Origin of the sequence: Streptomyces sp. NPDC048383 (assembly GCF_040651775.1) — a bacterium.
Lineage (GTDB): Bacteria > Actinomycetota > Actinomycetes > Streptomycetales > Streptomycetaceae > Streptomyces.
On record NZ_JBEZKS010000023.1, the window covers coordinates 35,312 to 55,198 of the forward strand.

The 19,887-nt window shown below is 75.5% G+C and carries 10 protein-coding genes; all 10 read left to right on the forward strand.

Annotated elements, in window-relative coordinates:
• Nucleotides 1–7 precede the first annotated feature (7 nt).
• Nucleotides 8–5,326, forward strand: a complete 5,319-nt coding sequence (locus AB0D46_RS17955; protein ID WP_362878410.1) for a condensation domain-containing protein — start codon at nucleotides 8–10, stop codon at nucleotides 5,324–5,326.
• A gap of 292 nt (nucleotides 5,327–5,618) precedes the next feature.
• The gene (locus AB0D46_RS17960; RefSeq protein WP_362878411.1) at nucleotides 5,619–12,773 is read left to right on the forward strand and encodes an amino acid adenylation domain-containing protein; all 7,155 of its coding nucleotides are present in this window, start codon (nucleotides 5,619–5,621) and stop codon (nucleotides 12,771–12,773) included.
• The gene (locus AB0D46_RS17965; RefSeq protein WP_362878413.1) at nucleotides 12,770–12,976 is read left to right on the forward strand and encodes an MbtH family protein; all 207 of its coding nucleotides are present in this window, start codon (nucleotides 12,770–12,772) and stop codon (nucleotides 12,974–12,976) included. The genes AB0D46_RS17960 and AB0D46_RS17965 overlap by 4 nt, the downstream gene beginning before the upstream one ends.
• 180 nt (nucleotides 12,977–13,156) lie before the next feature.
• The gene (locus tag AB0D46_RS17970) at nucleotides 13,157–13,585 is read left to right on the forward strand and encodes a cobalamin-dependent protein (protein ID WP_362878505.1); all 429 of its coding nucleotides are present in this window, start codon (nucleotides 13,157–13,159) and stop codon (nucleotides 13,583–13,585) included.
• Nucleotides 13,582–15,006 (forward strand): methylaspartate mutase, encoded by a 1,425-nt coding sequence (locus AB0D46_RS17975; protein WP_362878414.1) that lies wholly within the window; start codon nucleotides 13,582–13,584, stop codon nucleotides 15,004–15,006. The genes AB0D46_RS17970 and AB0D46_RS17975 overlap by 4 nt, the downstream gene beginning before the upstream one ends.
• A 128-nt stretch (nucleotides 15,007–15,134) precedes the next feature.
• Nucleotides 15,135–16,118: an asparagine synthetase A gene (locus tag AB0D46_RS17980; RefSeq protein WP_362878416.1), complete on the forward strand. Its 984-nt coding sequence runs from the start codon at nucleotides 15,135–15,137 to the stop codon at nucleotides 16,116–16,118.
• Nucleotides 16,115–17,428, forward strand: coding sequence for a glutamate synthase-related protein (locus AB0D46_RS17985; RefSeq protein ID WP_362878418.1), 1,314 nt, complete (start codon nucleotides 16,115–16,117; stop codon nucleotides 17,426–17,428). The genes AB0D46_RS17980 and AB0D46_RS17985 overlap by 4 nt, the downstream gene beginning before the upstream one ends.
• Complete coding sequence (locus AB0D46_RS17990) at nucleotides 17,425–17,730, forward strand: hypothetical protein (protein ID WP_362878419.1); 306 nt, start codon at nucleotides 17,425–17,427, stop codon at nucleotides 17,728–17,730. Before AB0D46_RS17985 ends, AB0D46_RS17990 begins: the two co-directional genes overlap by 4 nt.
• 135 nt (nucleotides 17,731–17,865) lie before the next feature.
• Nucleotides 17,866–19,137: an MFS transporter gene (locus tag AB0D46_RS17995; RefSeq protein WP_362878421.1), complete on the forward strand. Its 1,272-nt coding sequence runs from the start codon at nucleotides 17,866–17,868 to the stop codon at nucleotides 19,135–19,137.
• 10 nt (nucleotides 19,138–19,147) lie between these two features.
• Nucleotides 19,148–19,861 carry a 4'-phosphopantetheinyl transferase superfamily protein gene (locus tag AB0D46_RS18000; RefSeq protein WP_362878423.1) on the forward strand — a complete coding sequence of 238 codons (714 nt, stop codon included), beginning with the start codon at nucleotides 19,148–19,150 and terminating at the stop codon, nucleotides 19,859–19,861.
• Nucleotides 19,862–19,887: the final 26 nt, after the last annotated feature.

The window sequence follows — 19,887 nt, forward strand, 5'->3', positions numbered from 1 at the left end:
CGAGGACATGACCCTGATCCCGTTGTCGTACGCGCAGCGCCGGCTGTGGTTCCTGGGCCGGCTGCACGGTCCGTCCGCGACCTACAACGCGCCGGTCGTCCTGCGCCTGGACGCCGACCCCGCCGCCGGCGCGTCACCCGACACCCCGCCCGGTGCGCGGTTCGACGCGCTGGCCGACGCACTGGCCGACGTCGTGGAGCGGCACGAGGTGCTCCGTACGGTCCTGCCCGCCGGCGCCGACGCGGAGCCGTACCAGCGGGTGGTGCCGGCGGCCGACGTGCCCCGGCTGGTCGTCGAGGACTGCGCGGACGACGCACGGGAGGCCCGGGTCGCCGCCTTCGTCCGGGAGACGTTCGACATCACCCGCGAACCGCCGCTGCGGGCCCGGCTGTTCCGCTCCGGCGACGGGACCCGAGTGTTGGTCCTGCTGATCCACCACGTGGCGACCGACGGCTGGTCGGTGCGCCCGCTGCTGCGGGACCTGGCGCGGGCCCACCGGGCGCGGCTGGCCGGGCGGGCCCCCGACTGGGAGCCGCTGCCCGTGCAGTACGCCGACTACGCGCTGTGGCAGCACGAGGTGCTCGGCGACCCCGAGGACCCGGAGGGCGCGGCCGGGGAGCAATTGGCGTACTGGCGGGACGCCCTGAAGGGCGCGCCGCCGGTGCTCGCCCTGCCCGCCGACCGGCCCCGCCCGGCGGAGCCGTCGGGGCGCGGGGGCGCGGTGACCGGCCGCCTCGACGCGGTGGCGCACGCCGCGCTGCTGGCGTTGGCACGCGGTCGGCGCGCGACGGCGACGATGGTGGTGCGGGCCGCGCTCGCCGCGGCCCTGTCGGCGGCGGGGGCGGGTGAGGACGTGGTGATCGGCGTGCCCGTCGCGGGCCGCCCCGAGGAGGACCTGTACGAGCTGGTCGGGTTCTTCGTCAACTCCCTGGCCCTGCGCACCGATCTGGCGGGCGCCGGGTCGGCGGCCGAGCTCGTCGACCGGGTCCGGGACGCGGACCTGGTCGCGTACGAGCACCAGGAACTCCCCTTCGACCTGCTGGTGGAGAAGCTGTGCCCGGAGCGGGCGCTGGGTCACCACCCGTTCTTCCAGACGATGTTGACCGTGGACGCGGACGCCGCCGGTAGCGCCTCGGTGGAGCTGGGCGGGGGTCTGGTCGGGCGGCTCGCCGATGTCGGCCTGGGCGCCGCCAAGTTCGACCTGACGTGGTACTGCGCGCAGCGGCACACCGCGGACGGGCTGCCGGACGGCATGGACGTCGCCCTCCAGTACGCGGGTGACCTCTTCGACGAGGACACGGCCCGGCTGCTGCTGGAGCTGTTCGTGCGGACGCTCGACGCCTTCGGGCGGACTCCCGACGCCCCGCTCGGCGAGGCGGGACCCGAGGCCGTCGAGGCGGCCCGGGCGCTGGCCGGGCGGCCGCACACCACCGCGGCGGCGCCCGCCCCGACGGCCGCCGGCTCCGGGGCGCGCCGGGAGGCACTGGCACCCCGGGAGGAGATCCTGTGCGGGCTGTTCGCCGAGGTGCTCGACCGGCCCGGGCTCGACGCCGACGCCAACTTCTTCCGCAGCGGCGGCCATTCGCTGCTCGCGAGCAAGCTCGTCAACCGGATCCGGGGCGCGCTCGGTCTGGAATTGGGCATCCGGGACCTGTTCCTGGCTCCGACCCCGGCCGCGCTGCACCGGCGGCTGGCCGGGCGCCTCGGCGCGTCCGCGTCCCGGCCGGCGCTGGTGTCCGTACCGGCCGGGGAGCGGCCGCGGCTGCTCCCGCTGTCCGCGGCGCAGCGTTCGTTGTGGTTGCTGGGCCGGATCGAGGGCCCGTCGGCGACGTACAACGCGCCGCTGGTGCTGCGGCTGGAGGGAGTTCCCGAGCCGGCGGCGCTGGGAGCCGCGCTGGGTGACGTACTGGCCCGGCACGAGGTGCTGCGCACGGTGTACGGGGAGGAGGGCGGGCAGCCCTACCAGCGGGTGCTGGACGTGCCCGGGGAGCTGCTGGAGGTCGCCGACTGCGCGCCGGAGGCGTTGGAGGACCTCGTCGCGGGCTTCGGGCGGGAGACCTTCGACCTGGCGGTACGGGTGCCGGTGCGGGCCCGGCTGCTGCGGCCCGGGAACGGCACCTCGGTACTGGTGCTGCTGTTCCACCACATCGCCACCGACGGCTGGTCCCTGGCGCCGCTGCTGCGGGACCTGACCGAGGCGTACGGGGCACGCTGCGCGGGCCGCGCCCCGACCTGGCGTGCGCTGCCGGTGCAGTACGCCGACTACGCCCTGTGGCAGCGGGAGTTGCTGGCCGATCCGGCGGCCCTGCTGGCGCACTGGCGGGCGGCCCTGGAGGGGCTGCCGGCGCGGACCGCGCTGCCCGCGGACCGGCCGCGACCGGCCGAACCGTCGGGACGGGCCGCGACGGTTTCGGCGGTGCTCGGCCAGGACGCGCACCGGGCGCTGGCCGCACTGGCGCGGGAGCGCCGGGCCAGCCTGTTCATGGTGGTCCGCTCGGCCCTGGCGGCGGCGCTGTCCGCCGCGGGGGCGGGCGAGGACCTCGCGATCGGAACCCCGGCGGCGGGCCGCTCCGACGAGGACCTGCACGACCTCGTGGGCTGCTTCGTCAACTCCCTGGTGCTGCGCGCCGACCTGTCGGGCGACCCGTCGGCCTCGGAGCTCGTCGAGCGGGTCCGGGACGCGGACCTGGCGGCCTTCGACCACCAGGACCTGCCCTTCGACGTCCTGGTGGAACAACTGGCCGGCCCCGAGCGGGCCCTCGGTGAACACCCGTTCTTCCAAGTCATGTTGACCGTGGGCCAGGCCGACGCCGGCCGGGTCCGGCTCGGCGGGATCCCCGGTCGGGCGGGCAGCACCGATCTGGGCGCCGCCCGCTTCGACCTGTCCTTCCACTGCGCCGAGCGCCGGACCCCCGACGGCGGCCCGGACGGCCTGGACGTGCTGGTCCAGTACGCGGGCGACCTGTACGAGGAGGACACGGCCCGTCTGCTGCTGGAACTGTTCGTCCGGGCGCTGCGCGCCTTCGGGCAGGCTCCCGGAACCCGACTCGGCGCCCTGGAGCTACTGCGGGAGCCGGAGCGGCAGGCCCTGGAACAGCGGCGGGTCGCGCTGGAACGGCACGACCGCGAGCGGCTCGCCGCCGCGGCGGGAGCCCGCCGCGCGGGCGGCGGCCCGGGCCGGGTGTCCTCGCCGCGGGAGGAGATCCTGTGCGGGTTGTTCGCGGAGGCGCTGGGTCGCGAACGGATCGCGTCGGACGCCAACTTCTTCAAGGCGGGCGGGCATTCGCTGCTGGCGAGCCGGTTGATGAACCGGATCCGGGCGGTCCTCGGCGTGCAGGCCGGGATCCGCGACCTGTTCCTCGCGCCGACCCCGGCGGCGCTGCACCGCCGCCTCGGCGAGGCCGCCGGGAACGGCGCCGGGCGGCCGGCGCCGGTCGCCGTCGCGGACCGGCCCGAGCGGCTGCCGCTGTCGTACGCGCAGCGCCGGCTGTGGTTCGTCGACCAGCTGGAGGGCCCGTCCTCGACGTACAACATCGCGCTGGTACGGGAGTTGGAGCGGCCCCTGGACCCGGCCGCGCTCGCCGAGGCCCTCGCCGACCTGGCGGCGCGGCACGAGGTGCTGCGCACCGTGTACGGGGTCGAGGGTGGTGAACCGTACCAGCGGATACTGGAGGGGGCGCGGCCCCAGTTGGAGCTGGGTCGTCCGGCGGACCTCGCGGCGGCCGTGGACGAGACGGCCGCGGAGGTCTTCGACCTGACCCGGGACCTGCCGCTGCGGGCCCGACTGTTCCTCCCCGACGGCGACGGCCCGCAGACCCTGGTGCTGCTCCTGCACCACATCGCGGCCGACGGCTGGTCCACCGGACCGCTCCTCGCGGACCTGACCACCGCCTACGAGGCCCGGCTGGCCGGAACCGCACCCGACTGGGAGCCGCTGCCGGTGCAGTACGCGGACTACACCCTGTGGGAGCGGGCCGCGCTGGACGCGCCTGCCGCCGCCGGGCACTGGCGTACGGCGCTGGCGGGGCTGCCCCCGTTGATCGACCTGCCGACGCAGCGGCCCCGGCCCGCCGTCCCCTCGGGGCGGGGCGCGGTCACCGGGTTCTCCGTGGACGCGGACACGCACCGGCGGCTGCTGCGCATCGCGCACGCCCGCGGCGCCACCCTGTTCATGGTGGTGCAGGCGGCGCTGGCCGCCGCCCTGGCCCGTACCGGGGCGGGCGAGGACCTCGCGATCGGCACGACGGTCGCGGGCCGCGGCGACGACACCCTGTCCGGCCTCGTCGGCTTCTTCGTGAACACCTTGGTGCTGCGCACCGACGTGACGGGCGACCCGGTGTTCGGGGACCTCGTGGACCGGGTCCGGGAGGCGGACCTGACGGCGTACGCGCACCAGGAGCTGCCCTTCGACCTGCTGGTGGAGGCCCTGAACCCGCACCGCTCCTCGGCGCACCACCCGCTGGTACAGGTGATGCTCCAGGTGAACCCGGCGCCGGCCGGTCCGCTCCCGGGCCCGTTCGCGGGCACGGAGCGCTCGTTCGCCGCCCGGACCGCGAAGTCGGACCTCACCTTCGCCCTGACCGAGCGGGACGGGGGCGGGCTGTCCGGGGTGCTGGAGTACGCCACGGACCTGTACGAGCCCTCGGGCGCGGGCCGGCTCGCGGCACTGCTGGTGTCGGCGCTGGAGCTGTTCGCCGCCGGTCCGCAGCTGCGGGTGTCGGACCTCGCGGCGCCCGCGGATCGGCGGGCCCCGCGCCCGCTCGTCGGGGGCTACCCGATCGACCTGGCCCGGGTCGAGGCGGTTCTCGCGGAGCACCCGGGGGTCGGCGGCGCGCGGGTTTGGGTGGCCGCGGACCGGCTCCTCGCGGAGGTCACCGCGACGGGCGGGCCGGTGCCGGAGGCCGAGCTGCAGACCTGGGCGGCGCGACACCTGCCGGAGTACGCCGTCCCCGCGACGGTACGGGTCCCCGGGGAGCAGGCCGGCGCGCCGGCGGGCGCCACGACCACGGCCGCCGCCGCGGCGCCGGGTGAGGACCCGGCGGCCCGGGCACGGGCGGCCGCCCTGCTGCGGCTCTTCGCGGAGGTCCTGGAACGGCAGGTCGCACCGGACGACAACTTCTTCAAGTCCGGCGGCCACTCCCTGCTCGCGGTCCGCCTGGTGAACCGGGTCCGCGCGGAACTGGGTCACGAACTCACCCTCCGCGACGTCTTCCGCCACCCCACCCCGGCCCGCCTGGCAACCCTGCTGTCCTCGACGGCGCCCGCCCCGGCCGCCGCACCGACCCTGCGCCGCCGCACCCACGCCGGCGCCCGCGTCCGGACCTGAGGAACCCGGGCCGCTCGACGCGGGGGGCGACCGGCCGGGCCCGACCCCGTGGCCGCCCGTCAACGCGGGCGGCCACGGGGCGTTTCCGGGTGCTCTTCAACGTCAGGGCGCTCCCGACTGCCGTGCGTCCGACCGTGCGCTCCGGAGCGGCGGTCGGGAGCGGCGGTCGGGAGCGGCAGTCGGCCGGCGGCGGAGCTGCCGGAGGGACTGCCCGCCGGGGCGGGCGGGGGTGCCTAGCGTGGGGGCACGGAGTCCGCTCCCGCTCCCGAACCCCTCGCCTGGAGGCCCCGCGATGCCCTCGACCGCCCCCACCGCCTCCGCCGTCCTGGACGGCGGCCCGGCGATCAGTCCGGCACCCGGCGTACTCGACCGGATAGCCGCCCAGGACCCCGGGCGGACCGCGCTGGTGCACGGTGAGCGGCGGCTGACGTACGGACAGTTGGCGTTCGCGGTGGCGCTGCGGGCCGACGAGCTCGCCGCGGGCGGGGCCGGACCGGGACGGCTGGTGGCAGTCCACCGACCCCGGGGCGTCGACGCGATCGTAGGGCTGCTCGCCGCCCTGCGGACCGGCGCCGGCTACCTGCCGCTGGATCCCGCGGCGCCCGCCGCCCGCAACGCGGCGATCCTCGCCGACTGCTCGGGCCGCGAACAGGAGCTGATGGACGGGGAGTTCAGTCTTCCCGGAGCCCGGGTCCCCGAGGGAACCGCCTACGTCATCTACACCTCCGGGTCGACGGGCACCCCGAACGGCGTGGTCGTCGGACACGGGGCGCTGGCCCGGTTCGTGGCGGGCGCGGGCGTCCGGTACGGGATCGGCCCCGAGGACCGGGTGCTCCAGTTCGCCCCGCTGCACTTCGACGCGAGCGTGGAGGAGGTCTTCCTGACCCTCGGCTCGGGCGCCGCCCTGGTCCTGCGCGACGAGGACATGCTCGACGTCCCCGGACTGCTCGCGGGCTGCGCCGCGCACGGGGTGACGGTGCTCGACCTGCCGACCGCGTACTGGCACGAACTGGCCCACGCCCTGGCCGGCGGGATCGCCGAACTGCCCTCCTGCCTGCGGACGGTGATCATCGGCGGTGAGGCAGCGCTCCCCGAGCGGGTCGCGCAGTGGTGCGCGGTGGTGGATCCGGAGCGGGTCCGGCTGTGGAACACGTACGGGCCGACCGAGGCCACCGTCGTGGCGACCGTCGCCGACCTGTCCCGGTACGCGGGCGGTCCGGTGCCGATCGGGGCGCCGCTGCCGGGGGTGCGCGCGGCCGTGGTCGACGGGGAGCTGTGGCTGCTGGGCGGGGCCCTCGCCGACGGCTACCTGGGCCGGCCGGAGCTGACCCGGGCCCGGTTCACGACGCTGGGCACCGAGCGCGCGTACCGTACCGGGGACCTGGTCCACGTACGGCCCGACGGGCTGCTGGGGTTCCGCGGGCGGGCCGACGACGAGGTGAAGATCAACGGGCACCGGGTGGATCCGGCGTCCGTGGAGTCGGTGCTGACCGCGCACCCCGGGGTGCGCGAGGCGGCCGTGGTGGCGCGGGAGACGACGGACGGGGTGCGGTCGCTGGCGGCGTACGTGGTCGCCGACGACGGGGTGAGCGCCCACGAGCTGCGCGACCGGGTCCGGGCGGAGCTGCCGGCCGCGGCCGTGCCGGGCACGGTGACGCTGGTGGAGGCGCTGCCCCGGACCTCCTCCGGGAAGATCGACCGCAAGGCGCTGCGGGGGTCACCGCTCGACGAACACCCCACCCCGAACAGCGTGTTCGACGGGGTGGCGGTGCTGCCCGCCGAGGAGCGGGTACCGCTCTCGTACGCGCAGCGCCGGCTGTGGTTCCTGGCCTCGCTGGAGGGGCCCTCCGCGACGTACAACCTGCCGGTCGTGCTGCGCCTGGACGCCGTCCCGGACCGGGCCGTCCTGGCCGCGGCGCTGGCCGACGTGGTGGAGCGGCACGAGGTGCTGCGGACGGTCTACCCGGTCGTGGACGCGGAGCCGTACCAGCACGTGCTGCCCGCCCCGCCGGTGGAGCTCGCCGTCCGACCGTGCGCGGAGGACGAACTGACGGCGCTGGTGGCCCGGTTCACCGCGACGCCGTTCGACCTGGCCGCACACCTCCCGATCCGGGCGACCCTGTTCCTACCGGGTGACGGGTCCGCGACCCTGGCGTTGCTGACCCATCACATCGCCACCGACGGCTGGTCGGTCGGCCCGCTGCTGCGCGACCTGGCGCGGGCGTACGAGGCCCGGCTGGCGGGCGCGGCGCCGGACTGGGAGCCGCTGCCGGTGCAGTACGCCGACTACACCCTGTGGCAACGGGAGTTGCTGGAGGAACCGGACGAACTGGTGGAGCACTGGCGGGCCGCCCTGGCCGGCATGCCGGGCGTGCTGGACCTGCCGACGGACCGTCCCCGGCCGGCCGAGCCCGGCGGCGGGGGCGCGACGATCGTCGCCCGCCTGGACACGGACGCGCACCGCCGACTGGTGGCGCTGGCCGAGGAGCGCGGCGCGAGCCTGCTGATGGTGGTGCAGCCCGCCCTCGCGCTGGCCCTGGCCGCGGCCGGCGCCGGCACGGACATCGCCGTCGGCACCCCGGTGGCGGGCCGGGCCGACGAGGCCCTGAACGACCTGGTCGGCTTCTTCGTGAACACCCTGGTCCTGCGCACCGAGGTGTCGGGCGACGCCTCGTACGCCGAGCTGGTGGACCGGGCCCGGGAGGCGGACCTGGCCGCGTACGCGCATCAGGAACTGCCCTTCGACCTGCTGGTGGAGCACCTGCGGCCGCAACGGACCTCGGCGGTCAACCCGTTCTTCCAGGTGATGCTGACCGCCCAGGAGGCGGCCGACGCGGATTCCGGCGGCCCCGAAGGGGCGTTGGGCGCCGGGCCGTTGTCAGGTCGGTTCGTCGAACCGGGCCTGGAGGTGGCGAAGTTCGACCTCAGCGCCTCCTGCGTGGAGCGGGCGGAGGGCGGGCTGGAGGTCTGGTGGCAGTACGCGGTGGACCTGTTCGACCGGGAGACGGCGCAGCTGCTGTTGGACCTGTTCGTACGGGCCCTCGCGCGGGCCGCCGCCGACCCCGACGCCCGGCCGGGCGCCCGGCCGCTGCCGACCGCCGAGGAAGCCGCGGTCCTGACCGGGCTCCGGGAGCGGCCGGCCGTGACCGCGCCCCCGCGTGCCCCCGCGACCGCCACGCACTCCCCCGCCGAGCAACTGCTGTGCGCGCTGTTCGGAGAGGTCATCGGGCTCGCCGGGCCGGTGGCCCCGGACGCCAACTTCTTCGCGGAGGGCGGCCATTCGATGATGGGGATCCGCCTGGTGAACCGCATCCGCGCGACGCTCGGGGTGCAGGCGCGGATCCGTGACCTGTTCCTCGACCCGACGCCCGCCGGCCTCGCCCGCCGGCTCCTCACCGACCCGGGCGCGGAGACCGGGCCCGCCCCGACCGCCGCGGAGGCGGAGTCGGCCCCCGGCCGGCCCGGACCGACCGCCGTGCCGGCCGCGCTGCGCCCCGAGCGGATCCCGCTGTCGTACGCGCAGCGCCGGCTGTGGTTCGTGGACCAGCTGGAGGGCCCGAGCCGCTCGTACAACATCCCCTTCGTGCTCCGTCCGGACCGGCCGCTGGAGCCGGCGGCCCTCGCGGAGGCGCTGGCCGACGTGGCGGAGCGGCACGAGGTGCTGCGGACCGTGTACCCGGCGGTGGACGGGCAGCCGTACCAGCGGGTGCGCGCGGGGGCCCGGCCGGTGCTGGACCAGGTGACCGTGCCGGAGGACGCCCCGGCGGCCGGCGCGGCGGACGACGCGCAGGCCCCGCCCGGCCCCGCGCTGCGGGCCGCCGTCGACGCGGCGGCCGGGCACGTCTTCGACCTCGCGGCCGAACTGCCCTTCCGGGCGACGCTGATCGACTGCGGGACCGGTCAGGTCCTGGTGGTGCTGGTCCACCACATCGCCGCCGACGGCTGGTCCGCCGGCCCGCTGCTCGACGACCTGACCACCGCCTACGAGGCCCGGCTGGCCGGGGGCGCCCCCGGCTGGGAGCCGCTGCCGGTGCAGTACGCCGACTACACCCTGTGGGAGCGGGCCGCCCTGGAGGGCGAGGACGCCGCCGCACACATCGCCTTCTGGAAGGGGGCCCTCGCCGACGCGCCGCCCGTCCTGGAGCTCACCGGCGCCCGGACCCGGCCCGCCGAGGCCTCCCACCGGGGCGCGACGGCCCCGCTGGCCGTGGACGCCGCCACGCACGCCCGGCTGGAGCGCCTGGCCCTGGACCACGGGGCCACCCTGTTCACGGTCGTCCAGGCGGCCTTCGCCGCCACCCTCACCCGGCACGGCGCCGGCACCGACCTGCCGCTGGGCACGGTCGTGGCGGGCCGGGACGACGAGGCCCTGAACGACCTGGTCGGCTTCTTCGTCAACACCCTCGCCCTGCGCTGCGACACCTCCGGCGACCCCCGGTTCACGGAGCTGCTCGGCCGGGTCCGGGACACCGCGTACGCGGCGTACGCCCACGCCGAACTGCCCTTCGACCTGGTCGTGGAGCAGCTGAACCCCGTACGGTCCACCGCGCACCACCCCCTGGTACAGGCGGTCGTCCAGGTCCAGCCGGCCGAGGCGGGCGCGCCCCGCGCGTCGGCACTGGCCGGGACGGCCGTCGGCACGGACTCCGGGTTCACCAAGTTCGACCTCACCCTGTCGCTGCGCGAGACGCGCGGCGCCGACGGCACTCCGGGCGGGCTGGACGGCGTACTGGAGTACGCGACGGACCTGTACGACGCGGCCACGGCCGCCGTGCTCGCCGGGCACGTGGCGCGGACGCTGCGCGCCGTGGCCCGGGACCCGGAGCAGCGGATCGGGGACGTACGGCTGCTGTCCGCCGAGGAGGAGCACCGGCTGGTCGTCGCGTACAACGACACGGCCGCGCCGCGGGCGGCGTGCGGGCTGGTGCACGAGCGGTTCGCGGCGCAGGCCCGGCGCACGCCGCGGCGGACCGCCGTCTCGTACGGGGAGGAGACCCTGCGGTACGAGGAGGTCGACGCGCGCGCCAACGCGCTGGCGCACCGGCTGATCGAGGCGGGCGTGGGCCGGGACGGGGCGGTGGGGCTGCTGATGGAGCGCACCCCGCACCTGCTGGTCGCCGCCCTCGCGGTACTCAAGTGCGGCGCCGCGTACGTGCCGTTGGACCCGCGGTTGCCGCAGGCGCGGGTGGACATGGTGATGGAGGACGTGGGCGCGCGGGTCCTGCTCGTCGGTGAGGCGCAGGCCGGCCTCCCGGTGGTGCGGGCGCAACTCGAAGGCGGAGTACGGGTGTTGTCGGTGGACACCCCGGTGTCGGGTCATCCGACGACCGATCCGGGCGTGCCGGTCGGCGAGGACGCCCTGATGTACGTGATGTTCACCTCCGGCTCCACGGGCCGCCCCAAGGGCGTCGGCGTCACCCACCGCAACGTGGTCGACCTGGTCACCGACCGGTGCTGGGACCTGGCCAACCACCGCCGGATGCTCGTCCATTCGGCGATCGGCTTCGACGCCTCGACGTACGAGCTGTGGGTGCCGCTGCTGAACGGCGGCCAGTTGGTGATCGCCCCCGGCGACGGCACCGACGTCGCGGAGCTCGACCACGCGATCCGCAGCAACGAGGTCAGCGCCGCCTACTTCACGATGGGCCTGTTCCACATCATGGCGGACGAGGGCCTGGACACCCTCAAGCTCCTCGACGAGGTGTGGACCGGCGGCGACGTGGCCTCCCCGAGCGCCCTCCAACGGGTGCTGGACCACTGCCCGGACACGGTGCTCGTCCACTCGTACGGTCCGACCGAGACCACCTTCGCCTCGCACCAGCAGCGGTTCCCGCTGACCCAGCGGGAGGTCCGCGGCGTGTACCTGGGCGCGGCCCTCGACAACACCCGCGCCCACGTCCTGGACGGGCGGCTGCGCCCGGTGCCCGTGGGGGTCGCCGGCGAGCTGTACCTGTCCGGTACCCAGGTGGCTCGCGGATACGTGGGGCGGCCCGGCCTGACGGCCGAACGGTTCCTGCCCGACCCGTTCGCGGCGGACGGCAGCCGGATGTACCGCACCGGGGACCTCGCGCACTGGACGGCGGGCGGCGAGCTGCGCTTCCTCGGGCGGGCCGACGGCCAGGTGAAACTGCGCGGCTTCCGCATCGAACCCGGCGAGATCGAGGACACCCTCGCCCGCCACCCGGGGGTCGGACAGGTCGCCGTCACCGTCCGCGAGGACGGTCCGGGCGGCAAGCGGCTCGTGGCGTACGCCGTGCCCCGCGCCGGGCACACCCTGACCGGACCGGGGCTGCTGCGCTGGGCGGCTGACGAACTGCCCGAGCACATGGTGCCCTCGGCGGCGGTGCTGCTCGACGCGATCCCGCTGACCGTCAATGGCAAGCCCGACCGGGCGGCGCTGCCGGCGCCCGCGCCGGCCGAACGGGGCGGCGGCCGGGCGGCCCGCACCCCGCGCGAGGAGGTGCTGTGCTCGCTGTTCGCCGAGGTGTTGGGGCTGGAGCGGGTCGGCATCGACGACAACTTCTTCGCCCTGGGCGGGCATTCGCTGCTCGGCGTGCGGTTGGTGAGTCGGATGCGGACCGTGCTGGGCCTGGAGCTCGGGGTCCGCGACCTGTTCCGCACACCGACGGTCGCCGGCCTCCTCGGTGACGAGCCCTCCGGCTTCGACCCGATGGGGGTCATGCTGCCGCTGAGCACCCGGGGTGCGGAGCGGCCGCTGTTCTGCCTCCACCCGGGGACGGGCGTCGGCTGGCCGTACGCCGGACTGGCCCGCCACCTCGGGCCGGACCAGCCGCTGTACGCGGTGCAGGCGCGGGCGCTGAGCGAGCTGGGGCACTCCCCCGGGTCCGTCGAGGAGATGGTGGACGACTACCTGCCGCTGATCCGCGGGATCCAGCCGCACGGTCCGTACCGCTTCCTCGGTTGGTCCTTCGGCGGCACGGTCGCCCACGCGCTGGCGGTACGCCTCGCCGAGCTGGGCGAACGCACCGACCTGCTGGCGATGATGGACGTGCACCTGCTGCCGACGGAACCCGAGCGGCGCCGGATGACGCCGGCGCAGAAGCGGGACATGCTCGTCGGCGACGCCACCGACGAGCCCGAGGACGCCCCCTTCGACGTGGACGCGCTCATCGGGCTGGTCCGGCTGAAGGACCCGGTGCTCGGCGCCTTCTCCGACGCGGAGATCCGGTCGGTGATCGGCGCCTCCATCAACCACGCCGAAATCATGAACCTGTACGTCCCGCGCCCGGTCGCCACGGATCTTCTCTTCCTGGCGGCCCTGGAGGACGGGGAAACCGAAAACACCCTCGCCCAGCATTGGATTCCCTATGTGGAGGGCCGGGTGGAGAACCATCTGATCGGCGTGCCGCATACCAGAATGGGCGAACCGGAACCACTCGCGATGATCGGCCGTATCCTTTCCGAGAAATTGAGGAGTCTGTCATGACCAATCCTTTCGACGACACCGAGGGCACCTTCCACGTCGTGGTCAACGCCGAGGGTCAGCATGCCCTGTGGCCGGTGTTCGCCCAGGTCCCGGCCGGTTGGGAGACCTTGTGGGGCGAGGGAACCCGCGCCGACGCACTCGCCTGGGTCGAGCAGCACTGGACCGACATCCGGCCGCGGAGCCTGGTCGCCCAGTACTCCTGATCTAAAATCCGCACCGCGATCCGAATGGCCGTGCCCCGCACCGCGGGGCGCGGCCGTTCGCCTTTGTCCCACCGGCCCGTGCCGGCGCCGACGGCCCGGGCCGAATTCCCCATACTGCCGCCCCAACTTCCCCTCGACCCTTCGACCGCTTTCTATATTCTGGGTATGCGACGACGGAATATGGACATCCTGCTGAGCGGCACGGCATCGGATTCCCACACCTGGAACCTGGTCTACCTCCAGCTCTTCCTGGAGGAGCTCGGACACCGGGTCCACAACCTCGGCCCCTGCGTACCGGACGACCTGCTGACCGGAGCCTGCGCCGCGGCCGGGCCGGGCCGGCCGGACCTGGTGGTCATCAGCAGCGTCAACGGCCACGGCTACCGTGACGGGCTGGGCGCCGTACGGGCGGTGCGGCGGGCCGGGCTGACCCTGCCGGTGGTCATCGGCGGGAAGCTGGGCGTCGCCGGGGTCGCGGACCCCGAGCAGCGCGGGCGCCTCCTCGACGCCGGGTGTGACGCCGTCTTCGACGACGGGAACGTGGCCGCCCTGCGGGACTACCTCACCACGCTCGCCGTCGGCCGCTCCGCCCCGCGGGCCGTGGCATGAGCGGCGGCGCCACCCTGCTGGCCCCCGGGGTGCAGCGGGAGCCGGGCGCCCCGCAACCCGACGCCTCCTTCGGGGGCTTCGTGGCCCGCGCCGCCGCCGCCGGACAGCTCGTGGTGCAACCCCGCATGGGGTTCGGCGACCCGCGCCGGATGCGGGCCGGACTGGAACGCACGAAGAGCGCCGTCGCCACCACCGTCGGCACCCTCACCATCGACAGCTACACCCGGGTCGGGGACGCCGCCGCGGCCCGGGCGGCGGTGGCCGAGGGCACCGCCCTCAACGGCTACCCGATCACCACCCACCCCGTCGAACTGACCCGGTCCCTGCTGGACGGCTTGGCCGGCCCCGGCTTCCCCGTCCAGGTCCGGCACGGCTCCTCGCGGCCCGAGGCCATCGTGCGGGCGCTGGTGGCCGCCGGGCTCGACGCCACCGAGGGCGGACCGGTCTCGTACTGCCTGCCCTACGGTCGGACCCCGCTCGCCGAGTCCGTGGAGAACTGGGCCCGCTGCTGCGAGCTCCTGGCCTCGCTGACGCCCGCGCCCCGGGTCCCGCACCTGGAGAGCTTCGGCGGCTGCATGCTCGGCCAACTCTGCCCGCCCGGGCTGCTGGTGGCGCTGAGCCTGCTGGAGGGGATGTTCTTCGTCCGGCACGGCATCCGCAGCGTCTCCCTCAGCTACGCCCAGCAGACCGACCCCGCGCAGGACGCGGAGGCCGTCCGGGCGCTGCGCCGTCTCGCCGCCGAGTTCCTGCCGGCCGGGGTGGACCGGCACGTGGTGCTCTACACCTACATGGGGGTCTTCCCGCACACCGCCCGGGGCGCCACCCGCCTGCTGGAGGCCTCGGCGCGGCTCGCCGTACGGTCCGGGGCGCAGCGGCTGATCGTCAAGACGGCCGCCGAGGCGTACCGGATCCCGACGGTGCTGGAGAACGTACGGGCGCTGGAGACGGCCGCGGCGACGGCGGCCCTGCAGGAACGCCCGTACGTCCGAAGCAGCGGGCCGGGCGGAGGGCCGCCGGATCCCCGGTTCGGCGGCGACCGGTGTGCCGGCTCCGACGGCTCCGACGGCTCCGACAGCTCCGACAGCTCCGACAGCTCCGACAGCGAGGTGTACCGGGAGGCCCGGGCCTTCGTGGAGGCGGTGCTGGAGCTGGACGAGGACCTGGGACGGGCCCTGCGGGCCGCGTTCGCGCGGGGCGTGCTGGACGTCCCCTACTGCCTGCATCCGGACAACGCGGGCCGCTCGCGCAGTTTCGTCGACGCCGGCGGACGGCTGCGCTGGTCCCGGACTGGCTCGATGCCGGCGACGCCCTGCCGAACCCCCGGCGCGGGGGCCTGCGCCCCGGACCTGGGGTCGGACGGACTGCTCGCGGCCGTGCACGGGGTGGCCCGGCGCTACGACGAACAGGAGGACGGGCAGTGACCGGACCCCGGCCGGCGAGCACACCGGCGACGACCGACCCGTCCACGACCTTCCCGTCCACGACCGACCCGTCCACGACCTTCCCGTCCACGGACGGACCCATGACCCAAAGATCGACAGGAGTCGACATGGAGCTTCGAACCCCTCCCCCGCTCGGTGAGCACCTGCGTTCGCCGCGCCTGCGCTCCGCGATGCTCGTGCAGCAGGAAGCCCTGTACGCGGCGCGGGAGTTCCTGCGCGGCGAGGACTTCGTGGAGCTGCTGCCGCCGCTGATCGGTCCGGTGACGGATCCGGGCGGGCGCGGCGCGAAGGCCCTGGACGTGGACTACTACGGGCAGCCGTACAAGTTGATGACGAGCGCCATCCTCTACAAGCAGGCTTCGCTGAAGGGCTTTCCGCGGCTGTTCTACATCGCCCCGAACGTCCGGGTGGAGCCCCCGGAGACGGCGTCCACCGGCCGGCACCTGGTGGAGTTCCACCAGATCGACGTGGAGCTGGCGGGCGGGACCCGGCGCGACGTCCAGGAGCTCGCGGCCGGACTGCTGACGCACGTGGTGCGGCACGTGTGGACGGCGGTACCGCAGGTGCTCCGCGAACTGGGCCGGGACGAGTTGGAGTTCGCGGAGCTGCGGCAGGGCAAGTTCGACTCGCTGACGCACGCGGAGGCGGTGGCGCGGCTGCTGGCCGGGGGCCACGCCCAGAGCCCGGACGCGGAGATCGACTGGGCGGGCGAACGGATCCTCTCCCTGGAGGCCGACCGACCGTTCTTCGTCAACGACTATCCGAAGGGATCGCGCGGGTTCTACGACCGCGAGGACCGGGAACGGCCGGGTGTGCTGCGGAACTTCGATCTGATCGCGCACGGCGGGTTCGGCGAGCTGGTCAGCGGCAGCGAGCGGGAGAACGACTACGCGACGATCGTCACCCGGATGCGGGAGAGCGGCGAGAACCCGGCCAAGTACGCCTGGTACCTGGAGCTGGCCCGCGAGGGCATCGAGGCCAGTGCCGGCTTCGGGATGGGTCTCCAGCGCCTCGTGCGGTACCTGACCGGTCTGGACGCGCTCTGGCAGGTCAGCGCCTACCCGAAGCTGCCGGGGGTGATCGCCCCGTGAGCGGCGCCCTGGAAGCGCCCGGTTTCCCGGCGGACGCCGTACGGGCCCGGGCCCGGGTGGGAACGGCCGAGGTGTTCCCCGCCGCGGACGGCTACGGGACCCGCCTGTTCGGCGCCGCCCCCGAACCGACAGGCCTGGACGGCTCCGGCGGGCCGCAGCCGTCCGGCGTCGAGATCGGCGGCGACTGGCTGGACTCGCTGCGCCTCGCCCCGCCGGTGTTCATGCCCAGGCGGCTGGAGAAGCTGATCGACCTGGGCCGGGAGCCCTCGTACGAGGACGTGGACCTGCGCACCCCGGTGGGCGGCTTCGCCTCGCAACTTCCGCTCTACCTGTCGGCGTTCGGCTCCACCCGGGCCGGCAGCGGTGACCTCGGCGTGGCCGCCGCCCGGCAGGCCGCACGGCTCGGCATCCCGATGGTCATCGGCGAGAACATGGTGCCGGTGCACGGCTACGGCAGCCGGTCGGCGTTGCTGGAACGGGTCGCGGCGTACGCGGAGCACCTCGCGGACGGGGTCGGTGGGGTGGTGGTGCAGCAGTCCACCGAGGACGCCGACTCCGAGGTGTGGAACCTGCTCTACAGCGATCCGGGATCCCGCCCGCTGCGGGACTCCGGGCGGCTCGGCTTCGAGCTGAAGACCGGCCAGGGCGCGAAGCCCGGGCTCGGCGGGATGACGGTGGTCGGCGCGGCCGAGGCCGAGCGGCTGGCCGGCCGGTTCACCGTTCGGGACCTGCTGGGCGAACCCGCCGGACGCCGGCTGCGGTCCGCGACCCCGGGAACCTTCACCGAGGAGATCCTGCGCCAGCAACTGCGTTTCATGCGGAACAACTTCCCGCTGGCCCGGACCTGGGTGAAGTTCCACCCGGGCCGCGACGTCGCCCGGGCCGCCGCGACGGCGTGGGCGGCGGGCGCCGACGCGGTCACCGTCGACGGCGCCGAGGGCGGCACCGGCTGGGCGCCGCGGGTGTTCCTCGACCGGGTCGGCCTGCCCCTCGGGGAGTGCCTGCGCCGGATCGAACGCCCGCCCGGGGCAGCCCTGTTGGCCTCGGGTCGGATGTGGGAGGGCGGTCGCGCCGTGCGGGCCCTGGCCTTGGGCGCGACGGCGGTGGGGCTCGGCCGGGCGGCCCTGCTCGCGGTGGACGAGGACCCCGACGAGGGGCTGGTCCGGCTGGTGGAGGCGCTCGCCCTGGAGGCGCGGTTGCTGATCAGCGCCGTCGGGCAGTACCGGCCCGCCGACCTGACCCCCGAGGACCTGTGGTCGCCCGGCGACCCCGCGCCGGTGGCCGCGCTCCCGGTCGGCGGGCCGGTGTGAGCGGCCGCCCGCCGGGGGCCCCGGCCGGCGGCGCGGCCCACGTCGTGGCGCCGGGTCGCCGGGGCGGGCTCGTACGGGCCCGGTTCCGGCTCGGCGACCTGCCCGGGGTCACCGTCCGCCCTGGGCCGGCCGGGCGGGTGGCGGGCCCCGCCGCCCGCCGCGCCCTCACCGAAGCCGGGCTCGGCCACCTCGGCGGACACCTGGAGCTCCGTACGCGCGGGCCCGCGCCCCGGGCCGCCGACCTGGCCCGGGCCGGCCGCCGGGCCGTGACCCGAGCCCTGGAGACCCGGCCCCGACCGTGATCGCACGCCCCCGCCGCACCCCGTACCGCGGACGCCGGACCTGACCGGCCGCCGAACGACCCGCGGTGCACGAACCCCCGACCCCTGAGGGGCCCGCGAGCCCCTCCCCCGAACGCCTCCCAGAGAAGGTGCTCCATGGACACCCCCGTACCGCAGCCCGTCCGGCCCCCCGACCACGAGCGGGTGCAGTGGGGCCGCGTCAGTTCCCTCGTCGGTGGCCAGGCCGCCGTGCAACTCGGCAGCTTCGCCCTGCTGATCGCCATGAACTGGACGGCGGTCGAGCTCGGCGGCACCCGCGCCGTGACGTTGCTGATGCTCGCCGCGACCGTGCCGCGCGCCCTCATGCTCATCTTCGGCGGGGCCGTCGCCGACACCCTCGGCCCCCGCTTCGTCCTGCTGCGCACCACGGCGGCCCGGGTGGCGCTGCTCGCCGTCGGCGCGGTGGTCACGGCCACCACCCAGGAGCTGTGGCCGCTGGTGGTGATCGCCCTGATCGAGGGGATCCTGCTGGGGCTGGCGGGTCCGGCGTCGGGTGTCCTGCTGCCCATGTTCGCCCGGGGCGACCAGCTCGCCCGCGCCAACTCCCTGTACGCGATGGTGCTGCGGGTGGCGCCCATCCTCGGCGCCCCCGCCGGCGCGCTCCTGATCACCGTCGGCGAACTGTGGGTGGCGATGCTGGTCGGCGCGGTGACCGGCGCCGTCTGGCTCGGCTGCCTGCTCCACGTCACCCACGGGTTCGTCCGCCCGAAGCCGGAACCGGGGGTCTCCCTGGTCAAGCGGTCCGGGGACGGGTTCCGGCTGCTGGCCCGGCACCCGCGGCTGCGGTGGATGTTCGTCGCCGCCCTCTGCCTGGACCTGGCGTTCAGCTGGCCCGCCGAGGTGGCGCTGCCGCTGCTGGTCTCCGAGCGCGGCTGGGGCGTGAGCGCGGTCGGCATCGTCCTCGCGGCGTTCAGCGTGGGCGCCCTGGGCTCCAGCGCGGTCGGCGCGGCCCTCGCGCACCGCATCCCCATGTTCGTACGGCTCGTGGTGACCGGCGTCGGCCTGGCCGCCGGGATCCTCGTGATGGCGCTGATGCCCTCGGTGCTCTCGCTGACGGCCGTCGCGGCCGGGGTCGGCCTGCTGTCGGGGCTCAACGGCCCGGCCATCGTCACCCTGTACCAGCAGTCCGCGCCGGAGGACCGGATGGGCGCCGCGATGTCCACCCTGTCCCTCGCCGGGATCGGCACCGCCCCGATCTCCATCGCCGTCTTCAGCTCGCTGTCGCTGGTCATCGGGGTCCAGACGACCTGGCTGGTGTGCGGTGCGATCGCCTTCGTCTCGCCGGTCGCCGCCGTCCTGGCCCTGCGCCACCCGGTGCACGCCGAGGAGCCGGCCGCGGAGCGGGCGCCCGTCGCGGCCTCGGTGTGAGGGGCACGCGATGGCCCTCGCGACCACCGACGACCGACTCCTGGTTCCGCGTACGCTGACCGATCCCGGTCCCGCCCGGGCGGTGGTGGTGCCGGCGAGTCCGCAGCTGTGGCTCGTGGACACCAGCGCCTACAGGGCGCACGCCGCCCGGCACGCGCCGGGCACGCTGGACGCCCAGGAGCTCGCGCGGGCGGCCGAGTTCGCGCGGGCCGCCGACCGGGACGGCTACGTCTGCGCGCACGTGGCGCTGCGCCGGCTGCTCGGCGCCTACCTGGGCCTGACCCCGCGCGAGGTGACCGTCGAGCGGGCGCCGTGCTCGCACTGCGACGAGCCGCACGGACGGCCCGTACTGCCGGGCGGGGCCCTGCACTTCTCCCTGTCGCACTGCACCGGGCTCAGCCTGTTGGCCTTCGCGGACGCGCCGGTCGGCGTGGACGTGGAGGAACTGGTCGCCCCGGGCGTCATCGCGGACACCGCCGACGTCCTGCACCCGAGGGAGGCGGCGGAACTCGCCGCACTACCGGCCGCGGGACGGTCGGCGGCCTTCACCCGGGTGTGGACCCGCAAGGAGGCCTACCTCAAGGGGCTGGGCGTGGGACTGTCGGAGAATCCGGCGGCGGACTACGTGGGCGCGGGCCACCACCCGGCCCAGCCCCCGGGCTGGTCCCTGACGGACGTCCGCGTCCCGGAGGGCCACCGGGCAGCGGTCGCCCTCCGCCGATGACCGGCGACGGGGGGCCGCTCCCGGGA

Excerpts from the sequence above, each read along its gene's own strand:
- AB0D46_RS17955 (WP_362878410.1), top strand. The coding sequence starts at position 8 with ATGACCCTGATCCCGTTGTCGTACGCGCAGCGCCGGCTGTGGTTCCTG.
- AB0D46_RS17960 (WP_362878411.1), top strand. The coding sequence starts at position 5,619 with ATGCCCTCGACCGCCCCCACCGCCTCCGCCGTCCTGGACGGCGGCCCG.
- AB0D46_RS17965 (WP_362878413.1), top strand. The coding sequence starts at position 12,770 with ATGACCAATCCTTTCGACGACACCGAGGGCACCTTCCACGTCGTGGTC.
- AB0D46_RS17970 (WP_362878505.1), top strand. The coding sequence starts at position 13,157 with ATGGACATCCTGCTGAGCGGCACGGCATCGGATTCCCACACCTGGAAC.
- AB0D46_RS17975 (WP_362878414.1), top strand. The coding sequence starts at position 13,582 with ATGAGCGGCGGCGCCACCCTGCTGGCCCCCGGGGTGCAGCGGGAGCCG.
- AB0D46_RS17980 (WP_362878416.1), top strand. The coding sequence starts at position 15,135 with ATGGAGCTTCGAACCCCTCCCCCGCTCGGTGAGCACCTGCGTTCGCCG.
- AB0D46_RS17995 (WP_362878421.1), top strand. The coding sequence starts at position 17,866 with ATGGACACCCCCGTACCGCAGCCCGTCCGGCCCCCCGACCACGAGCGG.
- AB0D46_RS18000 (WP_362878423.1), top strand. The coding sequence starts at position 19,148 with ATGGCCCTCGCGACCACCGACGACCGACTCCTGGTTCCGCGTACGCTG.